This is a genomic window from Micromonospora sp. CNZ299, from assembly GCF_002754415.1.
Map to the genome: position 1 here is coordinate 5174349 of NZ_PEFG01000001.1, position 25924 is coordinate 5200272.

Consider the following 25924-nt stretch of genomic DNA (forward strand, 5'->3'; position numbering starts at 1 on the left):
TGAGGTGTCGGGGGACTTCGAAATCCACATCACGCGAACTGCGGGCCACCGGTATGTACGTGAACCGCACGAGGATCGAAGCGGCACCGTGGTGCCCGGTGTCGGCGTCAGAGACCCCGCGTCAGGGCGCTGATCTCGGCCATGGCGTCCCGCCAGTGCAGCGACACACGGTCCCGGCCAAGTTGGACGTGCTCCAGGCAGAACCAGACGGCGTTGTCAGGGTGACCGACCCAGCCGCTCGCGCTACGTCGGTCCGCGGCAGCCTCCTCGGCTGGGCTCAGCGCGAAGTACACCAGTTCCGCGTTCTCGGCGCTCTCCCACGACCCGCAGGCGAAACACGTCGGCGGTTTCACGAGTGGCGCTCCTTGAATTCAACCGTGGCCAGGCCAGCATCTGCGGAGCGGCCGACCGTGGACGGCTGCCGCTGACGTCCGGTCTTCACCCCGTACGACGTTCGGCGGGTCGCTTGAAGGTTAGTTGCTGGCGTCGGCCATGACCAGTTCCCCGACGCGCCTCTAGGTAGCCTGCGCGTCGCCCGGCACCTCGGTGATCGGCAGCAGGACCCGGAACGTGGTTCGTCCGGGCTCGGTCTCCACCCGAATGTCGCCGTGGTGCTTGTGCACCACGATCCGGTACGAGATGTCCAGCCCCAGGCCGGTGCCCGCGCCGACCGGCTTGGTGGTGAAGAACGGCTCGAAGATGCGCGGACGCACCTCGGGTGGGATACCCGGGCCGGTGTCGGTGACCTCCACCGCCAGCGAGTCACCGGCACGTCCGGTGTGGACGGTCAGCACGCCCTTCTCCCCCATCGCGCCCAACGCGTTGTCGATCAGGTTGGTCCACACCTGATTCAGCTCGGCCGCGTACGCCGGGATGGGCGGGATGCCGCGGTCGTACTCGCGGACCAGCTTGACCCCGGCGGGAATCTTCCCCTTGAACATCACCAGCGTGGCGTCGAGCAGGTCGTGCACGTCCACCACCCGGTGCGGCGCGCGGTCCAGCTGCGAATACTGCTTGGCGGCGCCGACGAGGCCGGAGATCCGGGTGACCGAGTCCCCGATCTCGCGCATCAGCAGCTCGGTGTCCACTGCGTAGGTGAGCCACCGCACCGCCGCCTCCAGGTCGGCGGATCCGACCGCAGCCTTCACCTCCGTCAGCCAGGCCGTGTCGAGCCCGCCCCCGACCAGGATCGGCGCCAGGTCCCAGGCGCCGCCGACGCCGTGCTCCTCCAGCCAGTCGGTCAGGGTGTCCTCGGCGTCGGCCGTGGCCATCGGGGTCAACTTCGGCGCGGTGGCAACGCGGGCGACCGCCTCCTCCTGCAACGCGACGAGACCGTGCAGGGCCCTGCCATCGAGCCGCCCGTCGGCGATCATCGCGAGCTTGTGCCGCATCCCGGCGACCCGGTCGCGCAGCACCGAGGTGGCCCGCACCGCCGCCGCCGCCGGGTTGTTCAGCTCGTGGGTCAGACCCGCCGAGAGCGAACCGAGGGCCAGCAGCCGCTCCCGTTCACCGACGATGGTCTGGGAGTCCCGCATACCGAAGAACAACCCCTCCAACAGGTGCATCGGCATCGGGAACCAGGACCGCAGGGCGTGCGCGAAATCCTCCGCCGGCAACACGAAGAAGTCCGCGTCGGTCACCGCCCGCAGGCTGTTGCGGTAGACCTGGTCGACCTGGTCACCGAGGTACGCCTGGACAGCCCCGCCGTACACGCCGCGCTGGTCGGTGCGGCTGACCTCGACGTCGTCACCACGAACCTGCCGACTCAGCGCCACCGCGCCGCGCACCAACACGAAAAAGCAGGTCGCGGGCTCGCCCTCGGCGTACACGAGGGTGCCGCCGGCGCGCTGCTCGACCCGGCCGCGCTCGGCCAACCAGTCGAGCTGCCCGTCGTCCAGGGCCTCGAACAGGAACAGGGTACGCAGCTGCGCGGGTGTCAGCCGATCAGACTCCATGGTCACTGGGCCTCCTTCGTTCGCGACTGCGGGGCTCGCAAAACCGGCTCACTCCTCGCGCTCACTGGGCCTCCAGGTAGCGGTGCACGAGCGAGACTGCCATCGCACCCTCGCCGACGGCCGAGGCGACCCGCTTGACCGACTCGGCGCGCACGTCACCGGCGGCGAACACCCCCGGCACGCTGGTCTCCAGGTGGTACGGGTCGCGCGACAGCGACCAGCCCGCCGGCCGTCGTCCGCCGGCGAGCAGATCCGGGCCGGTGACGATGAAGCCGCGCGGGTCGCGGACCAGCACCCCGTCCAGCCAGTCGGTGCGCGGCTCCGCACCGATGAAGATGAACAGCCAGGACGTGTCGACCGAACGGGACTCCCCGGTCCGCGTGTCGCAGAGGGTGAGCCGTTCCAGGTGGTCCTCCCCGGACCCGCCGACCACGGCGGTGTGCGGGTGCACGGTGATCCGGTCGATCCGTTCCAACTGGTCGATCAGGTAACGCGACATCGAGGCGGTCAGGTCCGCGCCGCGGATCAGCAGGTGCACCTTCGACGCGTACCGGGAGAAGTGCACCGCCGCCTGCCCGGCGGAGTTGGCCCCGCCGACGATGTAGACCTCCTGCTCGACGCAGCTCGGCGCCTCGGTGGCAGCGGCACCGTAGAACACCCCCCGGCCGGTGAAGTCGGCCAGCCCGGGGGCGTCGAGCACCCGGTACGACACGCCGGTGGCCAGCACCACGGTGTGCGCCGCGATCTCGGTGCCGTCGCCGAAGCGCAGCAGCCGGGCGCCCCCGGCCTCACTGAGACCGACGACCTCCCGGGCACTGAGCAGCTCGGCGCCGAACTTCACCGCCTGCCGCCGGGCCCGGTCGGTCAACTGCGCGCCGGAGACGCCGTCCGGGAAGCCCAGGTAGTTCTCGATCCGGCTGCTCTGCCCGGCCTGACCACCGGTGGCCCGCCGCTCGACGAGCACGGTCCGCAGCCCCTCCGACGCGCCGTACACCGCCGAGCCGAGGCCGGCCGGACCACCGCCGATCACCACCAGGTCGTAGAAGTCGCACGCCGGCACCACTGTCAACCCGGCCAGCGCGGCCAGCTCGGTCTCATTGGGGGCGATCAGCGCCTTGCCCTCGGGGGTCACCACCAGCGGTACGTCCGCCTCGGTGGCGCCGGCCGCGTCGAGCAGGCGGACGCCCTCCGGGTCGTCCGACAGCAGCCAGCGGTACGGCACCAGGTTGCGGGCGAGGAAGTCGCGGACCTTGAACGACGGCGCCGACCAGCGGTGCCCGACGACCCGGATCTCGGCGCTGGCCGCGTCCGGGGTGACCGCCCACGCCTCCAACAGCCCGTCCACCACCGGGTACAGCTTCTCCTCCGGCGGATGCCACGGCTTGAGCAGGTAGTGGTCCAGGTCGACCACGTTGATGGCCTCGATCGCGGCGTCGGTGTCCGCGTACGCGGTGAGCAGCACCCGGCGGGCGGCCGGGAAGATGTCCATCGCCGCCTCGAGGAACTCCACCCCGGTCATCTCCGGCATCCGGTGGTCGGCCAGCAGCAGCGCCACCTGTTCGCCGCGCAGTTTGACCTCTCGCAGCGCGTCCAGCGCCTCCGGCCCGGAGGAGGCCCGCAGCACCCGGTAGCGGTCGCCGTAGCGGCGCCGGACGTCCCGGGCCACCGCCCGGGACACCACGGGGTCGTCGTCGACGGTCAGGATCACCGGGTTCGCCATGGCGCCATGAAACCACCTGGCACGGGTCGACCGCACCAGGGCGTGAGCTCCACCGCACGGTTGACCGGCCCGGGACCGGGTAAGCCGGTGAGCCGCACGGGCGCCCGAAACACCGGCGACCCGCCCGGTTGCCGTGCACACCTCGGGGGGCCCATGGCGGACGCGACACCGACCGGACCGACGATGTCGGGCGCGATCGTGGAGCTGCGGGTGCACGGCGTCTCCGGCGCGGGGGCGGACCAGGTGCTGAACCGGCCGTACGTGCACCAGGTCGCCGGGGACCGCAGCGGAGGGTTCTACCGACCGCGCCCCGGCTATCCGGACTCGACGGGGACGGACGGGGTGACGCTGGAGGCGTACCGCTGGAGCGACCTGCCGTCCGGCACGGCCGTGCGGACGCTGTCGTTGGTGTTCCTGTTGCCGTTCATGCTCTGCAACGTGGCGCTCTGGATGCGCCCGGCGAACACCGCTTCGAAGCTCGGCTTCATGGCGCTGTGCCGGGTACTCGCCCTCACCCTCACCATGCTCTACGTGCTCTCCATCGTCGGGGTGGCGTTGGACCTGGTCGCCTGGCGCTGCATGGACACCCCGTCGTGCCTGGCCGGGCGGAGCTGGCTGTCCTGGCTCGGCGGACGGCCGACCGGGCTGCGCCTGGGTGTGCTGGCGTTGGTGCCGGTCGCCGCCATCGGGTTGGTCTGGTGGCTCGGCGCCCGCCCGGGCCACTCGTTCGACGCGTTCCGGACCCCGTCGACCCCGACCTCGAAGCACCAGTTGAGCGCGGTCGGCCAGTGGGACGGCGAGCCACTGGTGGGTCGGCTGCGCTCGGTCCACGTCGCGGCGGCGTTCGCCACCCTCGACGGAAGCCTGCTGGCCGCCCGTGCCAGCCAGCACCGCTCGTGGGTGATGGTGATCCTGTTGGCGGCCACCGGGGCGGTGCTGCTGACCTGCCTGGTCCTGCTCACCGTGGTGCGGAGCATCGACCGGACCGACCCGGCGCCCCGAGTGGACGCCTTCTTCCGCGGGCTGCGCACGATCGCCTGCGGTCTGACGATGCTGGTGATCGTGCACGTCGTCATCAGTCCGGCCCCGTGGCCGCAGGGCCGCGCGCTGCCGGGTTACGGCGCGATGGTGGCCTGGCTGTTCGTCAGCCAGATGATGCTGGTGACCGCCCTCGCCGCGCTGGTGATCTGGCGGCGGGGCGGCGGGCAGCGCGGGGCGCCGCTGCGTGCGTTGGGAGCGCCGGTCTTTGTCACGATCGCGGCCGGACTCGCCGTGGCGTTCTCCGCCGAGCTGGTCTACCGGGTGGCGGACCTGCTTGATCGCGAGGGGACGACCGCGGACGGCCTGGAGACCAGCCCTCCCCTGCCATACAAGTGGGCGATCTTCGGGTTTTTCATGGCGGTGGTGACCGCCCTGCTGGTGGCGGCTCTGGTCACCAGGCTGACCAGGCGCGGGCGGCGGCGGGCCGCCCAGGCGATCGTGGCCGCCGACTTTCCGCACGCGCCCGCGTCGGCGGCGGACCGGCTGCGTCGGGTCGAGCGGGCGATAGCCCGGGCCCGGTTCACCGAGCGGCTGGAACCGCTCTCCGTGGTGTACGCCGGGCTGGCGGCGCTCGGCCTGTCCACCAGCGTTCTCGGCCTGCTCCAGCTCATGCCGGGCGAGCTGGCGCAGCGCTACGTCGGGGTGCCCGAGGGCATGGTCAACTTCCTGATCGGGTCGGGCAGCTACGCGATCGCCGCGATCCTGCTCGGCCTGGTGATCGGCGGCCTCTTCGCCTACCGCACGGCCGGGTTCCGTCGCTACGTGGGTGTGCTCTGGGACCTGGGCACGTTCTGGCCCCGGGCGGCACACCCGTTCGCGCCGCCCTGCTATGCCGAGCGGGCCGTGCCGGAGTTGGCCAAGCGGATCTCCTACCTGGTGGAACAGGGTCACGGCGTGCTGCTGGCCGGGCACAGCCACGGCTCGGTGCTGCTCGCCGCCACCGTGCTGCAACTGCCCACCCGGATCACCGACCGGGTCGCCCTGCTGACCTACGGGTCGCCACTGGGTCGGTTGTACTCGCGGCTGTTCCCGGCGTACGCCGACGAGCCGGCGCTGCGGGAGATCGGCGAGCGGGTCGGCTGGCGCTGGATCAACCTGTGGCGCGACACCGACCCGATCGGCGGGTGGATCTTCGCCTCGCACCGGCCCGGGGAGGCGGAGACGCTGACCGGGCCGGCGGCGATGGTGGATCGCCGGTTGGTCGACCCGGAGGATGTGGTGCCGGCGCCCAGCGACAGCGTTCCCCCACCGATCCTGGGGCACTGGCCGTGTGAGTCGCAGGATGAATTCGCCGAGTCGGTGCGGGAGCTGACCGGGCGACTGCTCCCGGGGCGGCAGGCGACCGGCGGAGCCGGCCGGCCCGGCTGAGGCAGCGGCCGGATATCGTCGCGGGGTGAGCCCCTCCAAGCAGCCCGAACGCCGGTTGATCGCCTCGAACAAGAAGGCCCGGCACGAGTACACGGTGCTGCGGACGTACGAGGCGGGGATCGTGCTGGTCGGGACCGAGGTGAAGTCGCTGCGCGAGGGGCGGGCTTCGCTGGTGGACGCGTTCGCGCACGAACGCGACGGTGAGATCGTGCTGTACGGCCTGCACATCGCCGAGTACACCTACGGCACGTGGACCAACCACGCTCCCCGCCGCAACCGCAAGCTGCTGCTGCACCGGGCCGAGATCGACCGGATCCTGGACAAGGTCCGCGAGGGTGGGGTGACCATGGTCCCGCTGTCGATGTACTTCGAGAACGGCTACGCCAAGGTCGAGCTGGCCCTCGCCAAGGGCAAGCGCTCCTACGACAAGCGGCAGACGCTGGCCGAGCGCGACGCCAACCGCGAGATCGCCCGCGAGCTGGGCCGGCACCTCAAGGGCCATCCCCGCCGTCCCTGACCTCCTTCGATCGTAGTTCTTTCGCGCGGCACGCCGGCGGGTCGTTGACGTCCCCTGCGATGACGTGGTCTGCTCAGTCGACGCCGTTAATGAAAACGGTAATCGTTAGCTGATGCGGAGGAGAACCATGTCGCTCACCGTTTCACCCGCCCTGCTCGACGCCGCCGAACGAGGCCCGATCGACGACGAGGCCTTCATCGCCTGCGTCCGTGACTCACTCCCGTACGCCTGGGCCACAGTGAGCCGGGTGGTCGCCGAACTGGAGGCCGGCGACGACGACCTGGCCGACAACGTCGTCCCGCCGCCCACCGACGTCGACCGAGGACAACTGCTCCGGGCCCTGGCCAGCGACGCGATCCGCGCCGGCCTGGAACGGCACTTCGGCGTACGCCTGGCGTTCCAGAACTGCCACCGCGTCGCCGCGTTCCGCCCGTCGGCCGTCGACGGGGAGCGCTACCGCCGCTTCGTGTCGACCCGTGGCCAACTGCTCAACCAGTCGCCGGAGCTGCGCAACTGCTGACGACACCGGGTGGACCCGTCGGAAACGCCGGCGGGTCCACCCTTCTCGCTAGCGGCCGATCTTGTCCAGCTCGGCGAGGTCGTCGTCGGAGAGGGGCAGTGCGGCGCCCGCGATGTTCTCGCGCAGGTGCGTCGTGGACGAGGTGCCCGGGATCAGCAGGATGTTCGGCGAACGCCGCAGCAGCCAGGCCAGGGCGACCGACATCGGTGCCGCCTCCAGCCGAGCGGCCACGGTCGAGAGCACCGAGGACTGCAGGGGGCTGAAGCCGCCGAGCGGAAAGAACGGCACATAGGCGATGCCCTGCTCGGCGAGCGCGTCGATCAGCTCGTCGTCCTGGCGGTGCGCGAGGTTGTACATGTTCTGCACGCACACGATCGGCGCGATGGCCTGCGCCTCGGCGACCTGTTCCGGCGTCGCGTTGCTCACTCCGAGGTGCCGGATCAGGCCCTGCCGCTGAAGGTCGACGAGTGTCTCGAACGCCTCGGCGACCGAACCGGGCTGCGGGCCCGCGGCATCGCCGAGCCGGAGGTTGACAAGGTCGAGCACATCGAGACCGAGGGTCCCGAGGTTCTCGTGCACGGACCGGCGCAGGCTCGCCGGGTCACGGGCCGGTGGCCAGCCGCCCTGCTGGTCGCGGTTCGCGCCGACCTTGGTCACGATGTGCAGCGAATCGGGGTACGGGTGCAGCGCTTCCCGGATCAGCTGGTTGGTGATATGCGGCCCGTAGGCCTCGGAGGTGTCGATGTGGGTGATGCCCAACTCGACGGCCGCGCGAAGGACGGCGAGTGCGCCGCCGTGGTCGGCCGGCGGTCCCATGACCCAGGGGCCGGCCAGCTGCATGGCGCCGTAGCCGAACCGGGTGACCGGCAGGTCTCCCAGCGTCCAGGTGCCGCCGGGAAGGGAGGTGGAGACCATGTTCGTACCTCTGGCTTTCATGTCGCACCGAGCGGTGCTGGTGCATCGTCTACCTGCTCCACTATCGGGGTGTAACTTCACCATGGGAAGTAGGCACCTAAAGGTGCGTAACGCCCCCAGCGGCGGGAGGAACGGTCCGATGGCAACGACGACGGCGGCGCGGAAGAGGGATCAGGCCAAGGCGGAATATGACGCCTTCCTGGCGCAGTGTCCGAGCCGCAAGCTGCTCGACCGCATCGCGGACAAGTGGGTCACGTTGGTTCTGGCCGCGCTCCGCAGCGACGGTTCGCACCAGTTCGGCGCCGACTGCGCCGGCGAGCCGCGGCCGATGCGGTACTCGGAGCTGTCGCGCCTCCTGGCCGGGGTCAGTCAGAAGATGCTGACCCAGACGCTGCGCTCCCTGGAACGAGACGGTCTGATCACCCGCACCGTGGTGCCGACCGTGCCCGTCACCGTCACCTACGAGCTGACCGACCTCGGTGTCTCCCTGCACGAGGTGATACGCGGCCTCAAGGACTGGGCCGAGACGCACATGGGCGACGTGCTCGCCAACCGCGCGACGTACGACAACCAGGTCGCCTGAGCCGCTCCGTCTCCCCACGACGGAACCACGCAACACCGGGTCGCGCACCTACGGCCGGAGAAGCCCTCAGGAGTACGCAGACACAGCACGGTCCGGCCTTTCGTGCTCGCAGATGCGGCAGCTAGGGTGAGCCGATGACGATGTTCCGGATCGGTGAGGCGGCCGACCTGCTCGGCGTCAGCAGCGACACCATTCGCCGCTGGGTCGATGCCGGGCGGCTGACGGCCGGGCGCGACGAGCACGGCCACCGGGTGATCGACGGGGTCGACCTGGCCGCGTTCGCCCGCGCCCAGGCCGCCGACCCGGACGCGGGCGCCGAGTTCTCCTCGGCCCGCAACCGGCTGCGCGGCATCGTCGTCGACGTCCGCAAGGACACGGTGATGGCCCAGGTCGACATCCAGGCCGGCCCGTTCCGCGTCGTGTCGCTGATGAGCCGGGAGGCGGTCGACGAGCTCGATCTGCGGGTCGGCTCGATGGCCGTCGCGGTGATCAAGTCGACCACGGTGGTGGTGGAGCGGGCCGCACCCGCCCCGAGCAGGGGAAGGTCGGGCGGATGAGCGCGCGGGCGACGCGTACGGCGATGGTCGTGGTCATGGCGTTGACCGTCGCCGGCTGCGGCGCGGGCGACGACCGGGCCTCCGGCGGCGCCGCGGACGGCCGGGGCACCGGCGCGGTGACGGTGTTCGCGGCCGCCTCGCTGACCGAATCGTTCCGCCGGATCGGCAAGGACTTCGAGGCCGCCAACCCCGGCAGCACCGTGACCCTCAACGTCGCGGGCAGCTCAGCCCTGGCCAACCAGATCAACCAGGGTGCGCCGGCGGACGTGTTCGCCTCCGCCGCCCCGGCGAACATGGCCACGGTCACCGAGGCGGGCAACGCCGACGGCGCGCCGACCACCTTCGCCCGCAACCAGTTGGTCATCGCGGTGCCCCGGGGCAACCCGGGAGGCGTGACCGGGCTGGCCGACCTGAGCAGGCCCGGCGTGAAGGTGGCGCTCTGCGCCAACCAGGTGCCCTGCGGTGCGGCGGCCCGCACTGCCCTGGACACGGCCGGCGTCGCGCTGACGCCGGTCACCCTGGAGCAGGACGTCAAGGGTGCGCTCGCCAAGGTGAAGCTCGGTGAGGTCGACGCGGCCCTGGTCTACCGCACCGACGCGCGAGCGGCGAGCGCCGACGTGACCGGGGTGGAGTTTCCCGAGTCGGCGCGGGCGGTCAACGACTACCCGATCGTCGCGCTGAAGGACGCGCCGAACCCGGCCGGCGCGAGGGCCTTCGTCGCGTACGTCCGCTCGGCGCCGGCGCAGGCGGTCCTCGCCGAGGCCGGTTTCCAGGCGCCATGAGCCAGCTCCTTGAGCACGCCGCGCCCCGACGGCGGGGGCGGGTGCCGATCGCGCTGCTGATCCCCGCCGGGTTGGGGCTGCTCTTCCTCGTCCTGCCGTTGGCCGGGCTGGTGATCCGGGCGCCGTGGACCACGCTGCCGCAGCGGCTCACCGAGCCGGGCGCGCTGACCGCTCTGCGGCTGTCCGTGCAGACCGCGACCCTGGCCACCGTGCTCTGCCTGCTGCTCGGGGTGCCCCTCGCCTGGGTGCTGGCCCGGGTCGAGTTCCCCGGCCGTCGACTGGTGCGCGCGCTGGTCACCGTGCCGCTGGTGCTGCCACCGGTGGTCGGTGGGGTGGCGCTGTTGCTGGTCTTCGGTCGGCGTGGGCTGCTCGGCGGCTGGCTCGACGCCACGTTCGGCATCACCCTGCCGTTCACCACAGCGGGTGTCGTGTTGGCCGAGTCGTTCGTGGCCATGCCGTTCCTGGTCATCGCCGTGGAGGGTGCGCTGCGCGCCGCCGACCACCGTTTCGAGGAGGCCGCCGCGACGCTGGGCGCGAGCCGATGGACCACCTTCACCCATGTCACGCTGCCCCTGGTGGCGCCCGGGTTGGCCGCCGGCGCGGTGCTCTGCTGGGCCCGGGCTCTCGGCGAGTTCGGCGCCACAATCACCTTCGCCGGCAACTATCCCGGCCGTACGCAGACCATGCCGCTCGCCGTCTACCTGGCGTTGGAGACCGACCTGGAGTCCGCGATCGTGCTCAGCCTGGTGCTGCTCGTCGTGTCGGTGGGCATCCTGGTGGCGTTGCGCGACCGGTGGATGAGCAGCGCATGAGCGGTGCACTGCTGGACGCCCGGCTCGTCGTCGACCGGGGCGCCTTCCGGCTCGACGTGCCGCTGCGGGTCGCGCCCGGCGAGGTGGTTGCCTTGCTCGGCCCGAACGGCGCAGGCAAGACCACCGCGCTGCGCGCGCTGGCGGGGCTGCATCCGCTCACCGCCGGTCACGTCACCCTCGATGCCATTGACCTGGACCGCCCGGCGACGCGCGGCTGGGTCCCCACCGAGCGCCGGCCGATCGGTGTGGTCTTCCAGGACTACCTGCTGTTTCCGCATCTCAGCGCACTGGACAACGTGGCCTTCGGGCCTCGCCGGCACGGCGTCGACCGGAAGACCGCCCGGGCCACGGCCCGGCACTGGCTCGACCGGGTGGGGCTGGACGCCCAGGCGCACCGCCGCCCCAGACAGCTCTCCGGTGGTCAGGCGCAGCGGGTGGCATTGGCTCGCGCGTTGGCCGTCGCGCCATCGCTGCTGCTGCTGGACGAGCCACTCGCCGCGCTGGACGCCCGCACCCGACTGGACACCCGCGCGGAGCTGCACCGCCACCTGTCCGCGCACCCGGGCGCGACGGTGCTGGTCACCCACGACCCGCTGGACGCCCTCGCGCTGGCCGACCGACTCGTCATCGTCGAGGGTGGTCGCGTGGTGCAGGAGGGTGACGGGCCGAGCGTCACCGCCCGCCCGCGCACCGACTACGTCGCCCAGCTGGTCGGGCTCAACCTGTACCGGGGCAGGGCCGAAGGGCACGGGGTACGCGTCGCGCCGGACCTGACCCTCACCGTCGCCGACCGGTTGGACGGCGAGGCCTTCGTAGCGTTCCGTCCGGCGGCGGTGGCCCTGCACCCGTCCAGACCGGAGGGCAGCCCACGCAACACCTGGGCGGGGACGGTGGCCGGCGTCCAGCGGCACGGCGACAACCTCCGGGTGCAGCTGGACGGGCCGATCGGGGTGGCCGCCGACGTCACGCCGGCCGCCGCCGCCCAGCTGCGACTGATTCCCGGTCAGCGGGTCTGGGTGGCGGTCAAGGCGGCCGAGACGCACGCCTACCCGGCCACCGGCTGACCGCCGGGCCACCAGCCCGCCCGGCTCATGAGGACACGGACGAGGAGCCAGCCGCGACGGTGGTGGGCCCGCTGTCGTTTCGTCCAGGACGGCCACCGCAGTCGCCATCTAGCCTGGACCCGGCAGCTCACCCGAGCATGAGGAGACAGCACAATGCGCAACCTGGTCTACACCGGTTTCATGTCGCTGGACGGCGTCGTGGACTCGCCCGGCGGCGGGCCGTCAGAGGAGCACCGCAGCGGTGGGTGGGTGTTCAAGGACCTCGAGTTCGTCCCGGAAGCCTGGTCGCTGAAGGGCGAGGAGCTCGCGGACACGACGGCGTTGATGTTCGGCCGTCGCAGCTACGAGGCGTTCGCGGCGGTCTGGCCCGGCTCCGAGGACCACGCCGACTACAAGGAACTGCCCAAGTACGTCGTGTCGACCTCGCTGTCCGACGACGCCATCGTCGACGGTTGGGGGCCGACCACGATCCTGCGCTCGACGGAGGACGTCGCCGCGCTCAAGGAGGGCGAAGGCGGCGCGATCTTCATCCACGGGAGCGCGGAGCTGGCTCGGCGGCTGTCCGACGCGGGCCTGATCGACCAGTACAACCTGCTCGTCTTCCCCGTGCTGCTCGGTGCCGGCAAGAGCCTGTTCGGCCGGGCCGACCGGGACAAGCACATGCTGACGCTGCGGGAATCGGAGAGCTACCCGAACGGGATCCTCAAGCTGGTCTACGACGTCAAGCGGTGATCCAGGTCGAGGGCGATCGCGCCGCCGGCCCTGTCGCGCAGCTGCCGGGCGGTGCGATCGACGGGAGGAGCGCTGTGATGGAGCAGGGCACGCGCGAGGAGGTGCTCGGCCGGCTGGCCGAGGCCGTCGGGTCCGTGACGGTCGCACACCCGACGCGGGTGGCCGTCGACGGACCGCCCGCGGCCGGCAAGACCACCTTCGCCGACGAGCTGGCCGTCGTCCTGCGAGCACAGGGTCGCGACGTCATCCGGGCGACGATCGACGATTTCCTCTTTCCCCGGGCACAGCGCTATCCGCGTGGCGAGTACTCGGCCGAAGGCTGCTACTTCGACACGCACGACCACGGCGCGCTGAACCGGGTCCTGCTGGATCCGCTCGGGCCGAGCGGAGATCGACGCTTCCAACCCGCGGTCTACGACCACACCACAGACGCTGTGCTGGCCCCGCCGGTCACGACTGCCGCAGCCGACGCGGTGCTGCTCTTCGACGGCGTCTTCCTCATGCGCCCGGAACTGATCGACCGGTGGGACCTGCGCGTCTTCGTGTCGACCGCGCTCGAATCGACAGTGGAACGTGCCGTGATCCGGGAGGGTCGGGTGTCGTCACAGGTCGACGTCGAGCGGCGCTGGCGCGAGCGTTACATCCCCGCCCAGCAGCTCTATTTCGCCACCGCCCGTCCGACCGATCACGCCGACATCATCGTGCACAACGACGAGCCCCTACGGCCGCTCTGGGAGACCCGGACACGCTGACGGTGCTCCGGGTCCGGATGCCTACAGACGCCGAACTGCCCGCCGCCAACCGGGCGGCGCGGAGGCGGTCAGTCGGCGAGCAGATCATGGTGTGCGGCGCGCAGCCGGGCCAGCGCCGGGTCGCTGCCCGGGACGACCCGGCGATCCAGCTCAGCCCACACCTCGGCCAGCGCCACGCGGACCGCACTCAGCTCGGCGGCGTGCCGCTGGCTGCTGCGTCGGTGCTGCTCGTCGAGGCGCCGGGCCCACCCGGCGGTGACCGTGGCGAGCCGGTCGGCGTCGGCGCGGGCCTGCGCGGCGCTGCGGGCGGCCGAGGCGGGGACGATCGCGGCGACCGGGCGGGGATCGCCGTCGCGGGTGACGACGGTGACCGCGTCGGTCAGCTCGGCCAGCGCGACGAGCTGGCTGAACCGGGTGCGCGCCTCACGCAGCGGCACGGAACGCGGCGGGTCGGGATGAGGGGTGAGCGCGGGGACGGCCATGGATGCATGGTGTCGCCCGGGTACGACAGATTTGCGTCGTCAGTGGACGGTGGTCGGCGATCCGCTCGCTCCGGCCAGCCACTCGTCGGCCAGCACCGACCAGACTTCGAGGTCGATTCGTCCCTGCGGGCCCGGGATGACCTGGCGCAGCGTGCCGTCCAGGCGCAGGCCGAGTCGACGGGCGAGTGCCTTGCTGCGGGTGTTGTCGGCGTTGGTCCGCCACTCCACCCGCTGGATGCCGCGCTCGCGCACCGCCCAGTCGACGATCCGGCGGACCGCCGGCGCCACCATGCCCTTTCCCTCGGCTGCCGGCTCCACCCAGCAGCCGACCTCGCAGACACCCCGGGTCACGTCGAACGACACGAGCATGACCCCGCCGACCAGCGTGCCGCGCCACCACAGCCCCCAGATGCCGCCACTGTCGCTGGCCCACCGGTCGGCGTACCGCTGTAACACGGCACGGGCCGACGCCAGGTCGGTGGCCACGAAGGTCGGCGACACCCAGGGCTGGATGTGCTCCCGGGCCCGGTCGAGATTGGCGAGGAACTCCTCGGCAAGCCAAGGGTCCAGCGGGCGCAGCTCGACCTCCTCGGTCAGCGGCAGGGCGAACACCGGGCCTCCCCGAAGGTGCGCTGGCAACGACGGGTAGCAGACTCGCACAGGGCCGCAGGCCGGCTGCGGGCCGGGGCCGCTCACTCCGGCAGATGGGTACGCAGGGCGGCGAACTGGGCCACTGTCAGGTAGGAGGGGTTGGCGGCCTGAGGTTGACGGAACACCTCCAGGTCGGCGAGTCGGTCATCGGCGCGCAACACCGTGCGGGGCACCCGGTCGCCGGCGGCGAGGATGGGCAGGTCCAGTGGCACCGACCAGGGCTGACCCCCAGCGCCTGGCTCGGCCACCCCGGTGACCCGTCCGACACCCCACACCCCGTACGGCAGTCGGGCACGGCTGCCGCTGGCCCAGAAGACCACCGGCTGCCCGGCGCGCATGAGCCGCGCCCGATAGCCGGGGCGTACGCACCAGCTCGTCACCAGTGGCTCGGCGGCGAACCGGGCGGTGAGGTCGACCAGGTCGGCGTTGCCTTTGATCAGCCAGGCGCCCAGGTCGTCGAGGCGCACCCGTGGCTCGGTCATCCGCTCATCCTGCCCGGCCGACGGCCACCCCAATCAGATGATCATGTGGGTCCAGTAGCTGAGCCAGAGCACGAACAGGGCGCCCTGCACGACGGCGAGCGTCGCGGTCAGCCACACGTCGACGCTGGCGCGGCGGGCCCAGCGCGCCAGCACCAGAGCCACCGGGAAGGCGGCGAGCAGGTAGCGCAGCAGACTCTTGTACACCGCCGGGCCCATCGACAGGGGCACCAGCACCATGAGTACGCCGTACACCAGGTAGGGCAGCTCCCGGCGGCGGAACCCGGCGACCAGCACCGCCAACACGGCCACCGCGAACCACAGCCGCGCGGCGTCGCGTGGTTCCCCGGCCAGCCCGTGCAGCAGCACCGGCACCGGGTTCTGCACCCTGATTCCCCAGCCGGTCTCCTGGGCGTGCTGGTAGGCGAACCAGTCCCCGCCGCGCCACCGGCAGTACGCCATGAAGGTGAACCACCCGGCGGGCAGCAGCAGCAACGGCCAGCCGATCCGCAGATAGCCGAGCAGGGCGCGCGGGCCGAGCCGCCAGTCGTGCTGGCGGAGCAGCACCAGGGTCAGCGGCAGCGCCACGAGCAGCCCGACGGAGCGGCTCATCGCCAGGAAGTAGCCGAGCACGCCGACCAGCAACCAGCGGCGCCGCTCGGCGTAGTAGAACGCGGCCAGCGCGAGACAGACGAACAGCGACTCGGTCAGCGCCGCCTGGAACAGGAAGGCGGTCGGCAGCAGCACCAGGTACCGGGTGAACCGGCGGGCCGCGGCCGCGTCGCCGAGCAGGAGTTCGGCCAGCCGGTAGCCGTACCAGAGCGCCAGCAGGAACGCCACGTTGCTGATCACCAGCAGGGCCAGCGCGTTGTCGCCGCCGAGCACCGCGCCGAGGGGCCGGGCCAGGAACGGGTACAGCAGCGGGAACCCGAAGTCCCGCCACGGCCCGGTCAGCGGCAGCTCGCTCAGCCGCAGGTAGAGCAGAGCGTCCCAGGCGAACCAGAAGGAGATCCACCGGTGCTCGGAGATCTCCCGCTGTTGCGCCCACATCAGCGCCTCGTCCGGCGGTGGTGCCCCGGGAATGCCGTCCCAGGCGTGCAGGGCCAGCAGACCGAGCAGGGTCAGCAGCACCTTCGCGCCGAGGAACAGACCGATGACGTACGCCCAGGGCTCCGGCACCCGGCGAGCCAGGCGGGCCGCGCCGCGGCCGGCTGCGGCCGTGCGGGCGGCCAGCGCCGCCGCGCCGCGCCGCCACCGGTGCATCCGCCCCGCTCCCCCACCTCCGTCGGCCCGCCCGCCGCCGCGCGGGGTGTCGCCCTTCTCGTTGTACGCCGCCGCACGCCGCACCGGAGCGAAAATGAACCATCATCAAGGGTGACATTAACCGCAGAACGGGTACGCGCCGCGCCTCAACCATGACGGTGGGCAGGGAGCGCGGCAGCATGAACGAGCAGCACGGCACGGTGATCATCGGTGCGGGGCCGGCAGGGCTCACTGCGGCGTACGAGCTGCTGAGACACGGCCTGCCGGTGCAGGTGTTCGAGGCGGACGAGGTGGTCGGCGGGATCAGCCGGACCGTGGAGCGCGACGGGTGGCGGTTCGACATCGGCGGGCACCGGTTCTTCACGAAGGTGGCCCGGGTGGAGGCGTTCTGGCACGAGATCCTGCCCGACGAGGACTTCCTGACCCGACCCAGGATGAGCCGGATCTTCTACCGGGGCGCGCTGTTCAACTACCCGCTCAGCGCCATGAACGCCCTGCGCAACCTGGGGCTGCCCGAGGCGGCCCGCTGCCTCGGTTCGTACGCCCGGGTCCGCTTGCGCCCACCGAAAGATCAGTCGCACTTCGAGGGCTGGGTGTCGGCCCGATTCGGCTGGCGGCTGTACTCGATCTTCTTCAAGACGTACACCGAGAAGGTGTGGGGAATGCCGGCCGACCGGTTGCAGGCCGACTGGGCCGCGCAGCGGATCAAGAACCTGTCGCTGGCCACGGCGATCCGCAACGCGCTGCTGCCCAGCCGCCGACGCACGGACGTGACCAGCCTGATCGAGGAGTTCCAGTACCCGAAGTACGGGCCGGGGATGATGTGGGAACGCTGCGCCGAGCAGGTCCGCATGCGTGGCGGACAGCTGTCGACCGGCACCTGGGTGACCGCCGTGCACCGCGACCCGAAGCGACGGCGGGCGATCAGCGTGACGGTCGACGGCGCGGGCGGGCAGCGTACCCAACCGGCCGACGACGTGATCTCGTCGATGCCGATCTCGGAGCTGGTGGCCGCGCTGCGTCCGCCGGCACCGCCGGAGGTGCTGGCCTGCGCCGCTGACCTGCGCTACCGCGACTTCCTGACGGTCGCGTTGGTGGTGCCGGCGGAGTTCTCGTTCCCCGACAACTGGATCTACGTGCACGACCCGGGAGTGCGGGTGGGCCGGATCCAGAACTTCGGCTCCTGGTCGCCGTACCTCGTCAAGGACGGGCGCACCTGCCTCGGGCTGGAGTACTTCGTGTTCGAGGACGACGAGATGTGGCGTACCCCGGATGCCGACCTCGTGGCGTTGGCGACTGCGGAGCTGGAGCGGTTGGGGTTGGTCCGACCCGGTGTGGTGGAGGCCGGCTACGTCGTGCGCATGCCGAAGGCCTACCCGGTGTACGACGAGCGCTACCAGCACAACGTGGACGTCATCCGTGCCTGGCTGGCCGAGGCGGTGCCGAACGTGCACCCGGTGGGCCGCAACGGCATGCACCGCTACAACAACCAGGACCACTCGATGCTGACCGCGATGCTCACGGCCGAGAACATCGCCACCGGCAGTACGCATGACGTCTGGTCGGTCAACGTCGAGCAGGACTACCACGAGGAGTCCTCCGGCGGCGACGGTCGACGGGGCACGGGCCGGGACGCCCCGGTGGTGCCCAGCCGGATCATCGCGGCTCCCATCAACGCGCCCGAGGGTGTCGGCGCCGCGGGGAGTGGCGATCGACCCAGGCAGGTGCCGCTGGGCTGACGCCGCCGGACCCTGCGCCGCGCCACACATCGGCGATCCCGACGGCAGTTCAGCGATGTTGAAGCAGCCCTCGCTCGGCCATGTGGGCTCGCAACGTCTCGGCATCCTCGGCGGACATCAACCAGCGTGGGATCACGGTGGCCGGCATCCGGCCGACGTACACGATCCAGAAGTCCGGAGTGTCCCTGACCTGGGCGACCCCGTCCCAGGCGATGCCGCCGGACTCCGAGCCGCTACGCATCATGATGTTGGCATCGGTGATGTCGTAGGCGCCCTCGACGGCATAGCCACTGGAACGGCGTCGGGCGCGCAACCGCACCCAGGGCCAGTAGAGCATCGACAGCACGCCACCCACGATCAGCGCCACCCACAGCGGCGAGATCTGCTCGCCCCACGAGAACCCCCGCGACAGTGCCAGACCGATCGCTCCTGCCGCCGCCAGCGTCGCACCGATGTAGCTGAACCTGCGCAGCCGAACACTGGCGAGCGCAGCGGCCACCTGGCCCGGGTAGGCGGGGTCGGCGGGGACGTCGAATCGGATGTGCACGTCAGAACGATAGTGCCCCGAACCACGTCCGGGTCTGGCGGACACCGAACCGCCGGAGTGCTGGCCAGGGTGCTGTGACATATCGCCCACCCCAGGGGGCCAGCCAAGCCGCAAGCCGATACCTACAGTCGGGCCATGAGCACCGACGAAGGCGCGCGGGCCTGGCTCCGCCGGCACGGAGCGGAGCAGATCGCCCATCCCGGTGGCAACCTGTACGACCACCTGTGTCGGGTCAGTGAACGACTCGCCGTGCTCGGCTGCGGCAGTGACGTGCAGGTCGCGGGCCTCACCCACGCCGTCTACGGCACCGACGGGTTCGACCTCGCCCTGCTCGATCGCGCCGATCGCGCGGTGCTGCGAGACCTCGTCGGCGCCGACGCGGAAGAGCTCGTCTATCTGTACGGCGCCTGCGACCGTAAACGCAGCTGGCGAAAGCTGGCACAGACCGGCCAGGTGTTCGACCGCTTCGCGCATCAGGTGCGGACGCCGGACGCGGCTCAACTGCGGTCGCTCGTGGACCTGAGCATCGTCAACGAGCTGGACGTCATTGAGCAGGATCCTGCGGTGGCGGACCGGCACGGCGCCTACTTCCGCGACCTGTTCGCCTCCTGGGCCCCACTGGCCTCCGAGCCGGTCATCCGCGATGCGCAGCGGGTCCTGCGGCCGTGACATCGATGACACACACGCGCGTACGCGTCCGAGCCGTCTACCCCGGCAGCTTTGATCCCTTCACTCCCGGGCATGCGAACGTGGTGAACCGGGCACGCGGCCTGTTCGACGAGGTGGTCGTGCTCGTCGCGGTCAACGGCACCAAGCATCCGACGATCAACGAGCAGGAGCGAGCGGCCGCCGTTCGGGCCATCCTGCCGGTGGAGTGGACCTCCGTCACCGTTGTGGCCTGGAGTGGATTGACCTCCGCCTACTGCCGAAGCCACGACGTGGGGGTGATCGTCCGCGGCGTGCGCAACACCACCGACCTTCAGGCCGAGTGTCAGCTCGCCGCGATGAACCAGTCGCTGGGCGTCCCCACGGTATTTCTGCCCGCGCGGCCCGAACTGGCCGCGGTGTCCTCCACCGCGGTGCGGGCGCTGGGGACGTTGCCCCCGTCCACGCGGCCGTAGGCAGCCAGACATCGGCGGACCCCAGGCATCACGGCAGGTGCGTGCAGTGGGCCACCGTGGCGTCGTCCGGGGCCTGAGCGGCAACGGCACCGAGGCCGTCGACTTCGGCCTGCCGGACGCGGCGGACGACACCGGATGGGCCGTCGGCGGCGAGCATTTCCAGGACGCCCGGCCAGTCGGTGAGGCCGTACGGACTGACGATACGGCTGGCACCGTTGCTGAGCAGCGCGGCACCGTTCAGGTCGGCGAGGGACCGGCTGCCGGTCACCGCCTCCCGGGCCGCGCGCGGGTCGTCCTTGGCGATCCAGTAGCCGCCGACCTGGTTTCGGCGGGCCCGCAGCGCCTCGGCGCAGGAGTCGCGGACGCGGTCGTACTCCAGGGTTCCCGGTGCAATGCCGTCCAGGGGCGCCGAGCAGTCACGCCGGGCGGTGACCTCACGGTCGTCGGTGATCACCTGAGGGCCACCGTGGGCCGGGTCGAGGATGAGGAACGAGTCCGCGAGCAGCAGATAGTCAAGGCGGCCCCGGTACGCGCGCACCACCGCGACGGTGGCCTGCGGGCTGCGCGGGTCCCCGATGTCGCAGGTGTCGCCGTGCGCGGCGGCTGTCTCGCCGATGGCGGTGGCGAGGACGGCCGTGAGGTCCTGCCCGTCGTCGCGCGACAGGTGGCCGAGCAGTGCTCCGCCGAGGCGCTGCGTGTACCAGGCGACCCCGTGGAAGCAGAGCGATTCGGCCCCCGGGATGCCGGCACCGTCGAGCAGGACGACAGCGCCGGGAACCGCCCCGACGAAGTCCTCGTTCGACCGACCGGCCCGACCGGCGCTCGTCGCCAGGCTGACGTGCACGTGTGCGCTCCTGTGCGACAGATGCCTCGATTGAGGTCAGACGTCTCCGGTCCAGGGTTCTCCGACGCCCGCGCGCACAACGCTGCGCCCGGGCGGGAGGTCAAGAACGTCGATCAGGCTGGGGTCCTCGTCGACGGCATGGTGCAGGTGCCCGACCTTGCCGTCGCTTCCGCTCGCATCGGAAGCTCCGATCAGCTGCCAGACGCCGTCGTCCGCGTCGTGCCTGACGAACAGAACAGGCTCGTCGCGTTCGAAGACCTCAGGGGTCTGAATACAGCTGGTGCCCAGAAGCCAGTGCCGCATCCACCAGGCTCGCCGATCGCGCTGCATGACCTGGTCGGTGACCCACCAGACGAACGGCAGGTCCTCGTGGGCGCGCGACTGGGCCGCGGTCAGGTCCGGGCCGCCCTGCGGGACCCGCTCGAACGGCTCGTCGACGAGCGAGAACGCGTGACCGTCCTCGTTCGCGAAGATGACCGCGTGGAACGTGCCACCGCCAGGATTGCCGGCACCGATCCCGATGGACAGACGGGCGACGTGCGGGTCCGAGCCGGTGGTCCAGCCGAACGCGTACGAGGCAAGCTCACCATGCGGCCCCACGAACTCGCCGAACGCACGCCGGTCCATGCCGCTGACATCGGCCGTCGGCACCTCAACGAGCGCGCCCTCCAGCACCTGGATCTCCACGCCGGCAACATAGCGGATCGGGCCGTCACTGACGACGGCACCTGCACGGGAGCCGGTGGAGCGGCCCCGCCCACCGGCGCGGTGAGCGAGGTCGCCGGCATCGCCGTTCGCGGGCCCTACCGCCGTCGGGGACTGGCTGGCGCGATCACCGCCGAGATCACCCGGCGGCTGTTCACCACGGGCACGGAGATCACCTGGTTGGAGGCCTCCAGCGAGGATTCGTGGCGGATATACGAGCGCGTCGGCTACCGACCCGCCGGTGAACGGCTCTACATCGGTTTGGGCTGAGGTCCGAAACAGGCCCCGGGCCGAGGTCCACCGGCCAAGGCCCGGGGTCGCCTCTCCGGCACACGACGAAACACCCCCGGTCAGGGTTTGCGGGCAACCGCGCCGTACGCGCCGGGCACCGGTCCCGTCGACGCGGCGGCGACCGCCAGGAAACCGCTTACCAGTACGCTATTGACGCTCGTCACTGGCTGTCAGTACCGTGATGCGGGCAGCAAGAAAGCGCTTTCCGACCCTCACCGTCCAACAGGGAGCGAGCGCCCCCATGCCCCGACACCTCCGCGCGTTCTGCCTCATCCTGCTCACCGTCGCCACCGTGGTGAGCACCACCACCGCCCTGCCCGCCGAAGCCGCCCCACGCTTCCGGGTGCTCGTCTTCTCCAAGATCACCAACTTCTACCACGACTCGATCCCGGCCGGCATCGCCGCGATCCAGCAGCTCGGCGCCGCCCACAACTTCGAGGTCGTCGCCACCACCGACGCCGCCGCGTTCACCGACGCCAACCTCGCCACGTTCGACGCCCTGGTCTTCAACAACACCAACTCGCTCCCGACCTCGGGCGACCTGCTCAACGCCAGCCAGCGGGCCGCGCTGCAGACGTTCATCCGCAACGGCGGCGGCTGGGCCGGCCTGCACGCCGCCTCGGCCAGCGAGCGTGACTGGCCCTGGTACGAGGGCCTGGTCGGCACGATCTTCGACTACCACCCCGACTTCTCCTCCACCGGCGGCACCTTCCCCGGCCGGGTGAAGGTGCTCGACCGGGCGCACCCCTCCACCCGCAACCTGCCGGAGCTCTGGGAGCAGAGCGAGGAGTGGTACAACTGGCGGACCAACCCGACCGGCAACGTGCACACCCTCGCGCAGATCAAGGTGCGCGACGGGATCAACGGGCTGGACGAGGGCGTCGACCACGCGTACTCCTGGTGTCAGCGCTACGACGGCGGCCGGTCCTGGTTCACCGCCGGCGGGCACGCCAGCTCCCAGTTCAGCAGCGCGACGTTCCTGGAGCACCTGCGCTACGGCATCGAGTGGGCGGCCGGCGCTGTCGCCGGCGACTGCTCGGCCACCAGGACCAGCAACTTCGAGCGGGTGGGGCTGGTCACCGAGAACCTGGCCGACCCCTTCGAGTTGGCCGTCGGCCCGGACCGGAAGGTCTACTACATCCAGCGCACCGGCGCGCTGAAGGTGGTCAACTCCGACACCCTCCAGGTCACCACACTGCTGGACTTCGCGTACACCTCGGCGATGACCGACCAGTCCGACGGGCTGCTCGGGATGACCCTCGACCGCAACTTCGCGAGCAACGGCTGGATCTACCTGCTCTGGTCGGACAAGACCCTCAAACAGCTGAACCTGTCCCGGTTCACTGTCGCCAACAACAGCGTCGCGCTCTCCTCGGAGAAACGCCTGCTGACCGTCCCCACCTACCGGGGCGAGGGTCGGGCCAACTCGCACATGGGCGGGTCGCTGGCCATGGACGCGGCCGGGCGGCTCTACGCGGCGATCGGCGACAACACCGACCCGTTCGCCTCCAGCGGCTACACGCCCGTCGACGAGCGGGCCGGCCGCGCCGCCTGGGACGCCCAGGGCACCGCCGGCAACACCAACGACCTTCGCGGCAAGATCCTGCGGATCACCCCACAGGCCGACGGTACGTACACAGTGCCGAGCGGAAACCTCTTCCCGGCCGGCACCGCGAAGACCCGCCCGGAGGTCTACGCGATGGGCATGCGCAACCCGTTCCGGATCACCGTCGAGCCGCAGACCAACGCAGTGCTGGTGGCCGACTACGGCCCGGACGCCCGCGCCGCCGATCCCAACCGTGGCCCGGAGGGGACTGTCGAGTTCAACCGGATCACCGGTGCCGGCAACTACGGCTGGCCGTACTGCATCGGCAACAACATCCCGTTCAACGACTACAACTTCGCCACGAGCACCTCCGGGGCGAAGTTCAACTGCGCCGCGCCGGTCAACAACTCGCCCAACAACACCGGCCTGACCACCCTGCCGGCGTCGAAGTCCGCGCTGGTCTGGTACGCGTACTCGGCCTCCACCCAGTTCCCCGAGGTCGGCACCGGCGGTGGTGGGCCGATGAGCGGCCCGGTCTACGACTACGACCCGGCCAACACCCGCACCACGAAGTTCCCCGAGTACTTCGAGGGCAAGTGGATCACCTATGAGCTGACCCGCAAATGGTTCAAGACGCTGTCGATCCACAAGACGGCGCAGACCTTCAGCAACGCGCGCTTCGGCCCCACCGCCGTGGGTGACCTCCAGTCGATCAACGGGATCTTCGGCAACATGAGCTGGATCCAGCCCTTCGAGGCGGAGTTCGGGCCGGACGGCTCGCTCTACGTCATCGACTTCGGCGAGGGCACCGGCAGCGGTCGCGGCGGCAGCAACGCCGGCGCGGGCATCTACCGCATCGACTACGTCGCCAACGGGCGACCACCGGCCGTGAAGATCGCCGCCACCCCGGACAGCGGGCGCACCCCACTCGCGGTGACGTTCTCCTCGGCCGGGTCGTCCGCCGGTGACAGTTCGGCGCTCAGCTACGCCTGGGACTTCACCAACGACGGCAGCACCGACTCCACAGCGGCCAACCCGAGCCACACCTACTCGACCGCCGGCAGGCACACCGCCCGGCTGACCGTCCGCAACAGCGGCAATGGGTTGACCGCCACCGCGGTCACCGAGGTGGTGGTCGGCAACACCCGGCCCACGGTGACCATCACCGTGCCGGACGGGGGCTTCTTCGACTTCGGCGACAAGATCCCGTACACGGTGACCGTCACCGACCCGGAGGAGACCACCATCGACTGCTCGAAGGTCACCGTGCAGACGAAGCTCGGTCACGACTCGCACGCCCATCCGCTGGACGTCTACACCGGCTGCTCGGGGCTGCTCGCCACCGAGGCCGACGCCGGTGACGGGCACGGGCCGGGGCAGAACCTCTACACCGTGGTCACCGCGCAGTACACCGACGGCGGCGCGGCCGGCGGCGTACCGGCACTGACCGGCTCGACCCGGGCCCAGTTGCAGCCCAAGAGCAAGGAGGCCGAGCACTTCACCGCCCAGTCCGGCATCATCGTGAACGACCGGGCGACCGCCCGCGCCGGCAAGCGGCTCGGCGAGGTCGACCACAACGACTGGGTGGCGTACGGGCCGGTGGACCTGCGCAACGTCGGCTCGGTGACGCTCGGGGTGACCAACGGCGGGCTCGGCGGCTCCATCGAGCTGCGGACCGGCTCCCCCACCGGCACCCTGGTCGGCACGGCCACCATCGGTTCGACCGGCGGGTGGGACAACCTGGTGTCGCCCACCGTCACGCTCACCAACAAACCAGCCGGCACCACCACCCTGTACGCGAAGTTCGTCAACGCCGCCCAGGTCGGCGGCACCCCGGACCTGCTGTCGCTGGACTGGTTGCGGTTCAACGGCGCCGGGGTCAAACAGGAACCGGGCGGGACGCTCTCCCTCGCGGCCAACGCGGCCAGCGGCACCGCGCCGCTGACCACCACGCTCACCGCCACCGCGACAGCGCCGTCCGGGCAGAGCATCACCGACTACGCGTGGGACTTCGGTGACAACAGCGCCATCACACACGGGGCGACGCTGCGGTCGACCGCCCACAGCTACCCCCGCAAGGGGACCTTCACCGCCCGGGTGACGACCACCTACACCAGCGGGGAGACCCGCTCGGCCAACCTGACCATCACGGTCAACTGATGATCGAGCGGTGGCGGGCAGGGATCGACCTGTCCGCCACCGCCGGGCCCAAGGCCAAGAGGGGTCTGCTTGCGAGTCACCGAGCCTATCGGTCAGCAGGCGCTGCACGTCGGCGACGACCTGCTCGGCATCCCAGATCGCGGTGCGCAGCAACCGTTGCGATGGCGGCTGCCGGTATCCGGCCAGCCCCGCCAACTGCCAGCAGGTCCTGCGCTCGGCCTGCGACAACAAACCAGCCACGACGGCCCGCGCCGCCAGCCGTTGTTCGCTCCAGACCATCCTGAACACCAACTGCCGCCGGGCAGGGTTTACGCTGTGACTCACGGTCGCTGCACGATCTTCGGCTTCCTCACACCATCGATGATCATGCAAGGAGCCGTGCTCAATTGAGGCACGGCACCGGAGACGACGTGACGAACCAGTTCCAGAAAGCTATGCGGTTGATGCGCAGCAACGACGCACAGACCCAGGAGGACGGGTTCCACCAGCTGCGGCCTCACGTCGTGCAGCACCTCGACGAGCTGATCATCGAGTTCAACCGCGAGACTGCCCATGGCCTGCGCTGCTGGTTACTCGAACTGATCGGTGAAGCCCGCGCCGAACAAGCCCTGCCTGTGCTCATCGACCAGCTCCACGGCGACGACGAATCGCTGCGGTTCTGGGCTGTCAGAGGCCTCGAACGGCTCGACACCAAACAAGCACGTCGCGAGCTGTACCAGGCCCGCACTACCGGCTTGATCCCCTGACCCGCGAAGCCAGATCGCGAAGCGTCACTGGA

The 25924-nt window shown here is 70.9% G+C and carries 28 protein-coding genes; 17 read left to right on the forward strand and 11 right to left on the reverse strand.

What is annotated here, in order from left to right; all coding sequences use genetic code 11:
- Positions 1-107: 107 nt before the first annotated feature.
- The 3 genes from CLT68_RS23625 to CLT68_RS23635 form a co-directional block, all read right to left on the reverse strand.
- Positions 108-353 (reverse strand): hypothetical protein, encoded by a 246-nt coding sequence (locus tag CLT68_RS23625; protein ID WP_099854109.1) that lies wholly within the window; start codon positions 351-353, stop codon positions 108-110.
- 162 nt (positions 354-515) lie between these two features.
- Complete coding sequence (locus CLT68_RS23630) at positions 516-1955, reverse strand: ATP-binding protein (RefSeq protein ID WP_099854111.1); 1440 nt, start codon at positions 1953-1955, stop codon at positions 516-518.
- Positions 1956-2016: 61 nt separating this feature from the next.
- A complete protein-coding gene (locus CLT68_RS23635) occupies positions 2017-3675 on the reverse strand; it encodes an NAD(P)/FAD-dependent oxidoreductase (RefSeq protein WP_099854113.1) in 1659 nt (552 codons plus the stop codon).
- 153 nt (positions 3676-3828) lie between these two features.
- Between CLT68_RS23635 and CLT68_RS23640 the strand changes: the two genes are divergently transcribed.
- The 3 genes from CLT68_RS23640 (at position 3829) to CLT68_RS23650 (ending at position 7121) form a co-directional block, all read left to right on the forward strand.
- Positions 3829-6084, forward strand: coding sequence for a hypothetical protein (locus CLT68_RS23640; protein WP_099854115.1), 2256 nt, complete (start codon positions 3829-3831; stop codon positions 6082-6084).
- 25 nt (positions 6085-6109) lie between these two features.
- The gene (gene smpB / locus CLT68_RS23645) at positions 6110-6601 is read left to right on the forward strand and encodes an SsrA-binding protein SmpB (RefSeq protein WP_088948483.1); all 492 of its coding nucleotides are present in this window, start codon (positions 6110-6112) and stop codon (positions 6599-6601) included.
- 127 nt (positions 6602-6728) lie between these two features.
- Positions 6729-7121 carry an SCO5389 family protein gene (locus CLT68_RS23650; protein ID WP_099854117.1) on the forward strand — a complete coding sequence of 131 codons (393 nt, stop codon included), beginning with the start codon at positions 6729-6731 and terminating at the stop codon, positions 7119-7121.
- 48 nt (positions 7122-7169) lie between these two features.
- On the opposite strand, the gene CLT68_RS23655 is transcribed toward CLT68_RS23650, so the two are convergent.
- On the reverse strand, positions 7170-8036 hold the full coding sequence (locus tag CLT68_RS23655; RefSeq protein ID WP_099854119.1) for an aldo/keto reductase family oxidoreductase: 867 nt from the start codon (positions 8034-8036) through the stop codon (positions 7170-7172).
- Between the two features lie 139 nt (positions 8037-8175).
- Between CLT68_RS23655 and CLT68_RS23660 the strand changes: the two genes are divergently transcribed.
- The 7 genes from CLT68_RS23660 (at position 8176) to CLT68_RS23690 (ending at position 13318) form a co-directional block, all read left to right on the forward strand.
- A complete protein-coding gene (locus tag CLT68_RS23660) occupies positions 8176-8619 on the forward strand; it encodes a winged helix-turn-helix transcriptional regulator (RefSeq protein ID WP_099854121.1) in 444 nt (147 codons plus the stop codon).
- A gap of 134 nt (positions 8620-8753) precedes the next feature.
- Positions 8754-9176 (forward strand): TOBE domain-containing protein, encoded by a 423-nt coding sequence (locus CLT68_RS23665; RefSeq protein WP_088948486.1) that lies wholly within the window; start codon positions 8754-8756, stop codon positions 9174-9176.
- Positions 9173-9958 (forward strand): molybdate ABC transporter substrate-binding protein, encoded by a 786-nt coding sequence (modA, locus tag CLT68_RS23670; protein WP_199177130.1) that lies wholly within the window; start codon positions 9173-9175, stop codon positions 9956-9958. The genes CLT68_RS23665 and modA overlap by 4 nt, the downstream gene beginning before the upstream one ends.
- Positions 9955-10770, forward strand: coding sequence for an ABC transporter permease (locus CLT68_RS23675; RefSeq protein ID WP_099854125.1), 816 nt, complete (start codon positions 9955-9957; stop codon positions 10768-10770). Before modA ends, CLT68_RS23675 begins: the two co-directional genes overlap by 4 nt.
- Complete coding sequence (locus CLT68_RS23680; protein ID WP_099854127.1) at positions 10767-11834, forward strand: ABC transporter ATP-binding protein; 1068 nt, start codon at positions 10767-10769, stop codon at positions 11832-11834. The genes CLT68_RS23675 and CLT68_RS23680 overlap by 4 nt, the downstream gene beginning before the upstream one ends.
- Positions 11835-11987: 153 nt before the next feature.
- Complete coding sequence (locus CLT68_RS23685; RefSeq protein WP_088948490.1) at positions 11988-12566, forward strand: dihydrofolate reductase family protein; 579 nt, start codon at positions 11988-11990, stop codon at positions 12564-12566.
- A gap of 77 nt (positions 12567-12643) precedes the next feature.
- Entirely contained in the window at positions 12644-13318 is a 675-nt protein-coding gene (locus CLT68_RS23690) for a uridylate kinase (protein ID WP_099857539.1), read from the forward strand.
- Between the two features lie 68 nt (positions 13319-13386).
- Here CLT68_RS23690 and CLT68_RS23695 read toward each other — a convergent pair whose 3' ends face one another.
- The 4 genes from CLT68_RS23695 to CLT68_RS23710 form a co-directional block, all read right to left on the reverse strand.
- Complete coding sequence (locus CLT68_RS23695) at positions 13387-13800, reverse strand: type II toxin-antitoxin system Phd/YefM family antitoxin (RefSeq protein ID WP_099854129.1); 414 nt, start codon at positions 13798-13800, stop codon at positions 13387-13389.
- 39 nt (positions 13801-13839) lie between these two features.
- The gene (locus CLT68_RS23700) at positions 13840-14412 is read right to left on the reverse strand and encodes a GNAT family N-acetyltransferase (RefSeq protein WP_099854131.1); all 573 of its coding nucleotides are present in this window, start codon (positions 14410-14412) and stop codon (positions 13840-13842) included.
- A gap of 80 nt (positions 14413-14492) precedes the next feature.
- Positions 14493-14933, reverse strand: a complete 441-nt coding sequence (locus tag CLT68_RS23705) for a hypothetical protein (protein ID WP_099854133.1) — start codon at positions 14931-14933, stop codon at positions 14493-14495.
- Between the two features lie 33 nt (positions 14934-14966).
- Positions 14967-16277, reverse strand: a complete 1311-nt coding sequence (locus CLT68_RS23710) for a glycosyltransferase family protein (RefSeq protein ID WP_486482289.1) — start codon at positions 16275-16277, stop codon at positions 14967-14969.
- A gap of 95 nt (positions 16278-16372) precedes the next feature.
- Between CLT68_RS23710 and CLT68_RS23715 the strand changes: the two genes are divergently transcribed.
- Positions 16373-17932, forward strand: a complete 1560-nt coding sequence (locus tag CLT68_RS23715) for an NAD(P)/FAD-dependent oxidoreductase (protein WP_099854135.1) — start codon at positions 16373-16375, stop codon at positions 17930-17932.
- 49 nt (positions 17933-17981) lie between these two features.
- Here CLT68_RS23715 and CLT68_RS23720 read toward each other — a convergent pair whose 3' ends face one another.
- Positions 17982-18479 (reverse strand): YcxB family protein, encoded by a 498-nt coding sequence (locus tag CLT68_RS23720; RefSeq protein ID WP_099854137.1) that lies wholly within the window; start codon positions 18477-18479, stop codon positions 17982-17984.
- 135 nt (positions 18480-18614) lie between these two features.
- Between CLT68_RS23720 and CLT68_RS23725 the strand changes: the two genes are divergently transcribed.
- Entirely contained in the window at positions 18615-19148 is a 534-nt protein-coding gene (locus tag CLT68_RS23725) for a DUF6817 domain-containing protein (protein ID WP_099854139.1), read from the forward strand.
- Between the two features lie 5 nt (positions 19149-19153).
- Complete coding sequence (coaD, locus tag CLT68_RS23730) at positions 19154-19600, forward strand: pantetheine-phosphate adenylyltransferase (RefSeq protein WP_099854141.1); 447 nt, start codon at positions 19154-19156, stop codon at positions 19598-19600.
- 28 nt (positions 19601-19628) lie between these two features.
- Here the strand turns inward: coaD and CLT68_RS23735 are convergent, their stop codons facing one another.
- Together CLT68_RS23735 and CLT68_RS23740 are read right to left on the reverse strand one after the other, a co-directional pair.
- The gene (locus CLT68_RS23735; protein WP_199177131.1) at positions 19629-20444 is read right to left on the reverse strand and encodes a hypothetical protein; all 816 of its coding nucleotides are present in this window, start codon (positions 20442-20444) and stop codon (positions 19629-19631) included.
- A 36-nt stretch (positions 20445-20480) separates the two neighbouring features.
- Entirely contained in the window at positions 20481-21119 is a 639-nt protein-coding gene (locus CLT68_RS23740; RefSeq protein WP_486482290.1) for a hypothetical protein, read from the reverse strand.
- Between CLT68_RS23740 and CLT68_RS23745 the strand changes: the two genes are divergently transcribed.
- From CLT68_RS23745 to CLT68_RS23755, 4 genes are all read left to right on the forward strand, one after another.
- Positions 21033-21419: a GNAT family N-acetyltransferase gene (locus tag CLT68_RS23745; protein WP_099857545.1), complete on the forward strand. Its 387-nt coding sequence runs from the start codon at positions 21033-21035 to the stop codon at positions 21417-21419. The two genes, CLT68_RS23740 and CLT68_RS23745, sit on opposite strands and share 87 nt — an antisense overlap.
- A gap of 262 nt (positions 21420-21681) precedes the next feature.
- Entirely contained in the window at positions 21682-25146 is a 3465-nt protein-coding gene (locus CLT68_RS23750) for a ThuA domain-containing protein (RefSeq protein ID WP_099854145.1), read from the forward strand.
- A 69-nt stretch (positions 25147-25215) separates the two neighbouring features.
- Entirely contained in the window at positions 25216-25536 is a 321-nt protein-coding gene (locus CLT68_RS32670) for a hypothetical protein (protein WP_143743228.1), read from the forward strand.
- A gap of 20 nt (positions 25537-25556) precedes the next feature.
- Positions 25557-25892, forward strand: coding sequence for a HEAT repeat domain-containing protein (locus CLT68_RS23755; protein ID WP_486482291.1), 336 nt, complete (start codon positions 25557-25559; stop codon positions 25890-25892).
- Positions 25893-25924: the final 32 nt, after the last annotated feature.

Bases quoted from the DNA above. Each gene is read 5' to 3' on its own strand.
- CLT68_RS23630 (WP_099854111.1), bottom strand. From the start codon at position 1,955: ATGGAGTCTGATCGGCTGACACCCGCGCAGCTGCGTACCCTGTTCCTG.
- CLT68_RS23635 (WP_099854113.1), bottom strand. From the start codon at position 3,675: ATGGCGAACCCGGTGATCCTGACCGTCGACGACGACCCCGTGGTGTCC.
- CLT68_RS23640 (WP_099854115.1), top strand. From the start codon at position 3,829: ATGGCGGACGCGACACCGACCGGACCGACGATGTCGGGCGCGATCGTG.
- CLT68_RS23650 (WP_099854117.1), top strand. From the start codon at position 6,729: ATGTCGCTCACCGTTTCACCCGCCCTGCTCGACGCCGCCGAACGAGGC.
- CLT68_RS23655 (WP_099854119.1), bottom strand. From the start codon at position 8,036: ATGGTCTCCACCTCCCTTCCCGGCGGCACCTGGACGCTGGGAGACCTG.
- CLT68_RS23660 (WP_099854121.1), top strand. From the start codon at position 8,176: ATGGCAACGACGACGGCGGCGCGGAAGAGGGATCAGGCCAAGGCGGAA.
- CLT68_RS23665 (WP_088948486.1), top strand. From the start codon at position 8,754: ATGACGATGTTCCGGATCGGTGAGGCGGCCGACCTGCTCGGCGTCAGC.
- modA (WP_199177130.1), top strand. From the start codon at position 9,173: ATGAGCGCGCGGGCGACGCGTACGGCGATGGTCGTGGTCATGGCGTTG.
- CLT68_RS23675 (WP_099854125.1), top strand. From the start codon at position 9,955: ATGAGCCAGCTCCTTGAGCACGCCGCGCCCCGACGGCGGGGGCGGGTG.
- CLT68_RS23680 (WP_099854127.1), top strand. From the start codon at position 10,767: ATGAGCGGTGCACTGCTGGACGCCCGGCTCGTCGTCGACCGGGGCGCC.
- CLT68_RS23685 (WP_088948490.1), top strand. From the start codon at position 11,988: ATGCGCAACCTGGTCTACACCGGTTTCATGTCGCTGGACGGCGTCGTG.
- CLT68_RS23690 (WP_099857539.1), top strand. From the start codon at position 12,644: ATGGAGCAGGGCACGCGCGAGGAGGTGCTCGGCCGGCTGGCCGAGGCC.
- CLT68_RS23695 (WP_099854129.1), bottom strand. From the start codon at position 13,800: ATGGCCGTCCCCGCGCTCACCCCTCATCCCGACCCGCCGCGTTCCGTG.
- CLT68_RS23705 (WP_099854133.1), bottom strand. From the start codon at position 14,933: ATGACCGAGCCACGGGTGCGCCTCGACGACCTGGGCGCCTGGCTGATC.
- CLT68_RS23715 (WP_099854135.1), top strand. From the start codon at position 16,373: ATGAACGAGCAGCACGGCACGGTGATCATCGGTGCGGGGCCGGCAGGG.
- CLT68_RS23725 (WP_099854139.1), top strand. From the start codon at position 18,615: ATGAGCACCGACGAAGGCGCGCGGGCCTGGCTCCGCCGGCACGGAGCG.
- coaD (WP_099854141.1), top strand. From the start codon at position 19,154: ATGACACACACGCGCGTACGCGTCCGAGCCGTCTACCCCGGCAGCTTT.
- CLT68_RS23745 (WP_099857545.1), top strand. From the start codon at position 21,033: ATGCGGCCCCACGAACTCGCCGAACGCACGCCGGTCCATGCCGCTGAC.
- CLT68_RS23750 (WP_099854145.1), top strand. From the start codon at position 21,682: ATGCCCCGACACCTCCGCGCGTTCTGCCTCATCCTGCTCACCGTCGCC.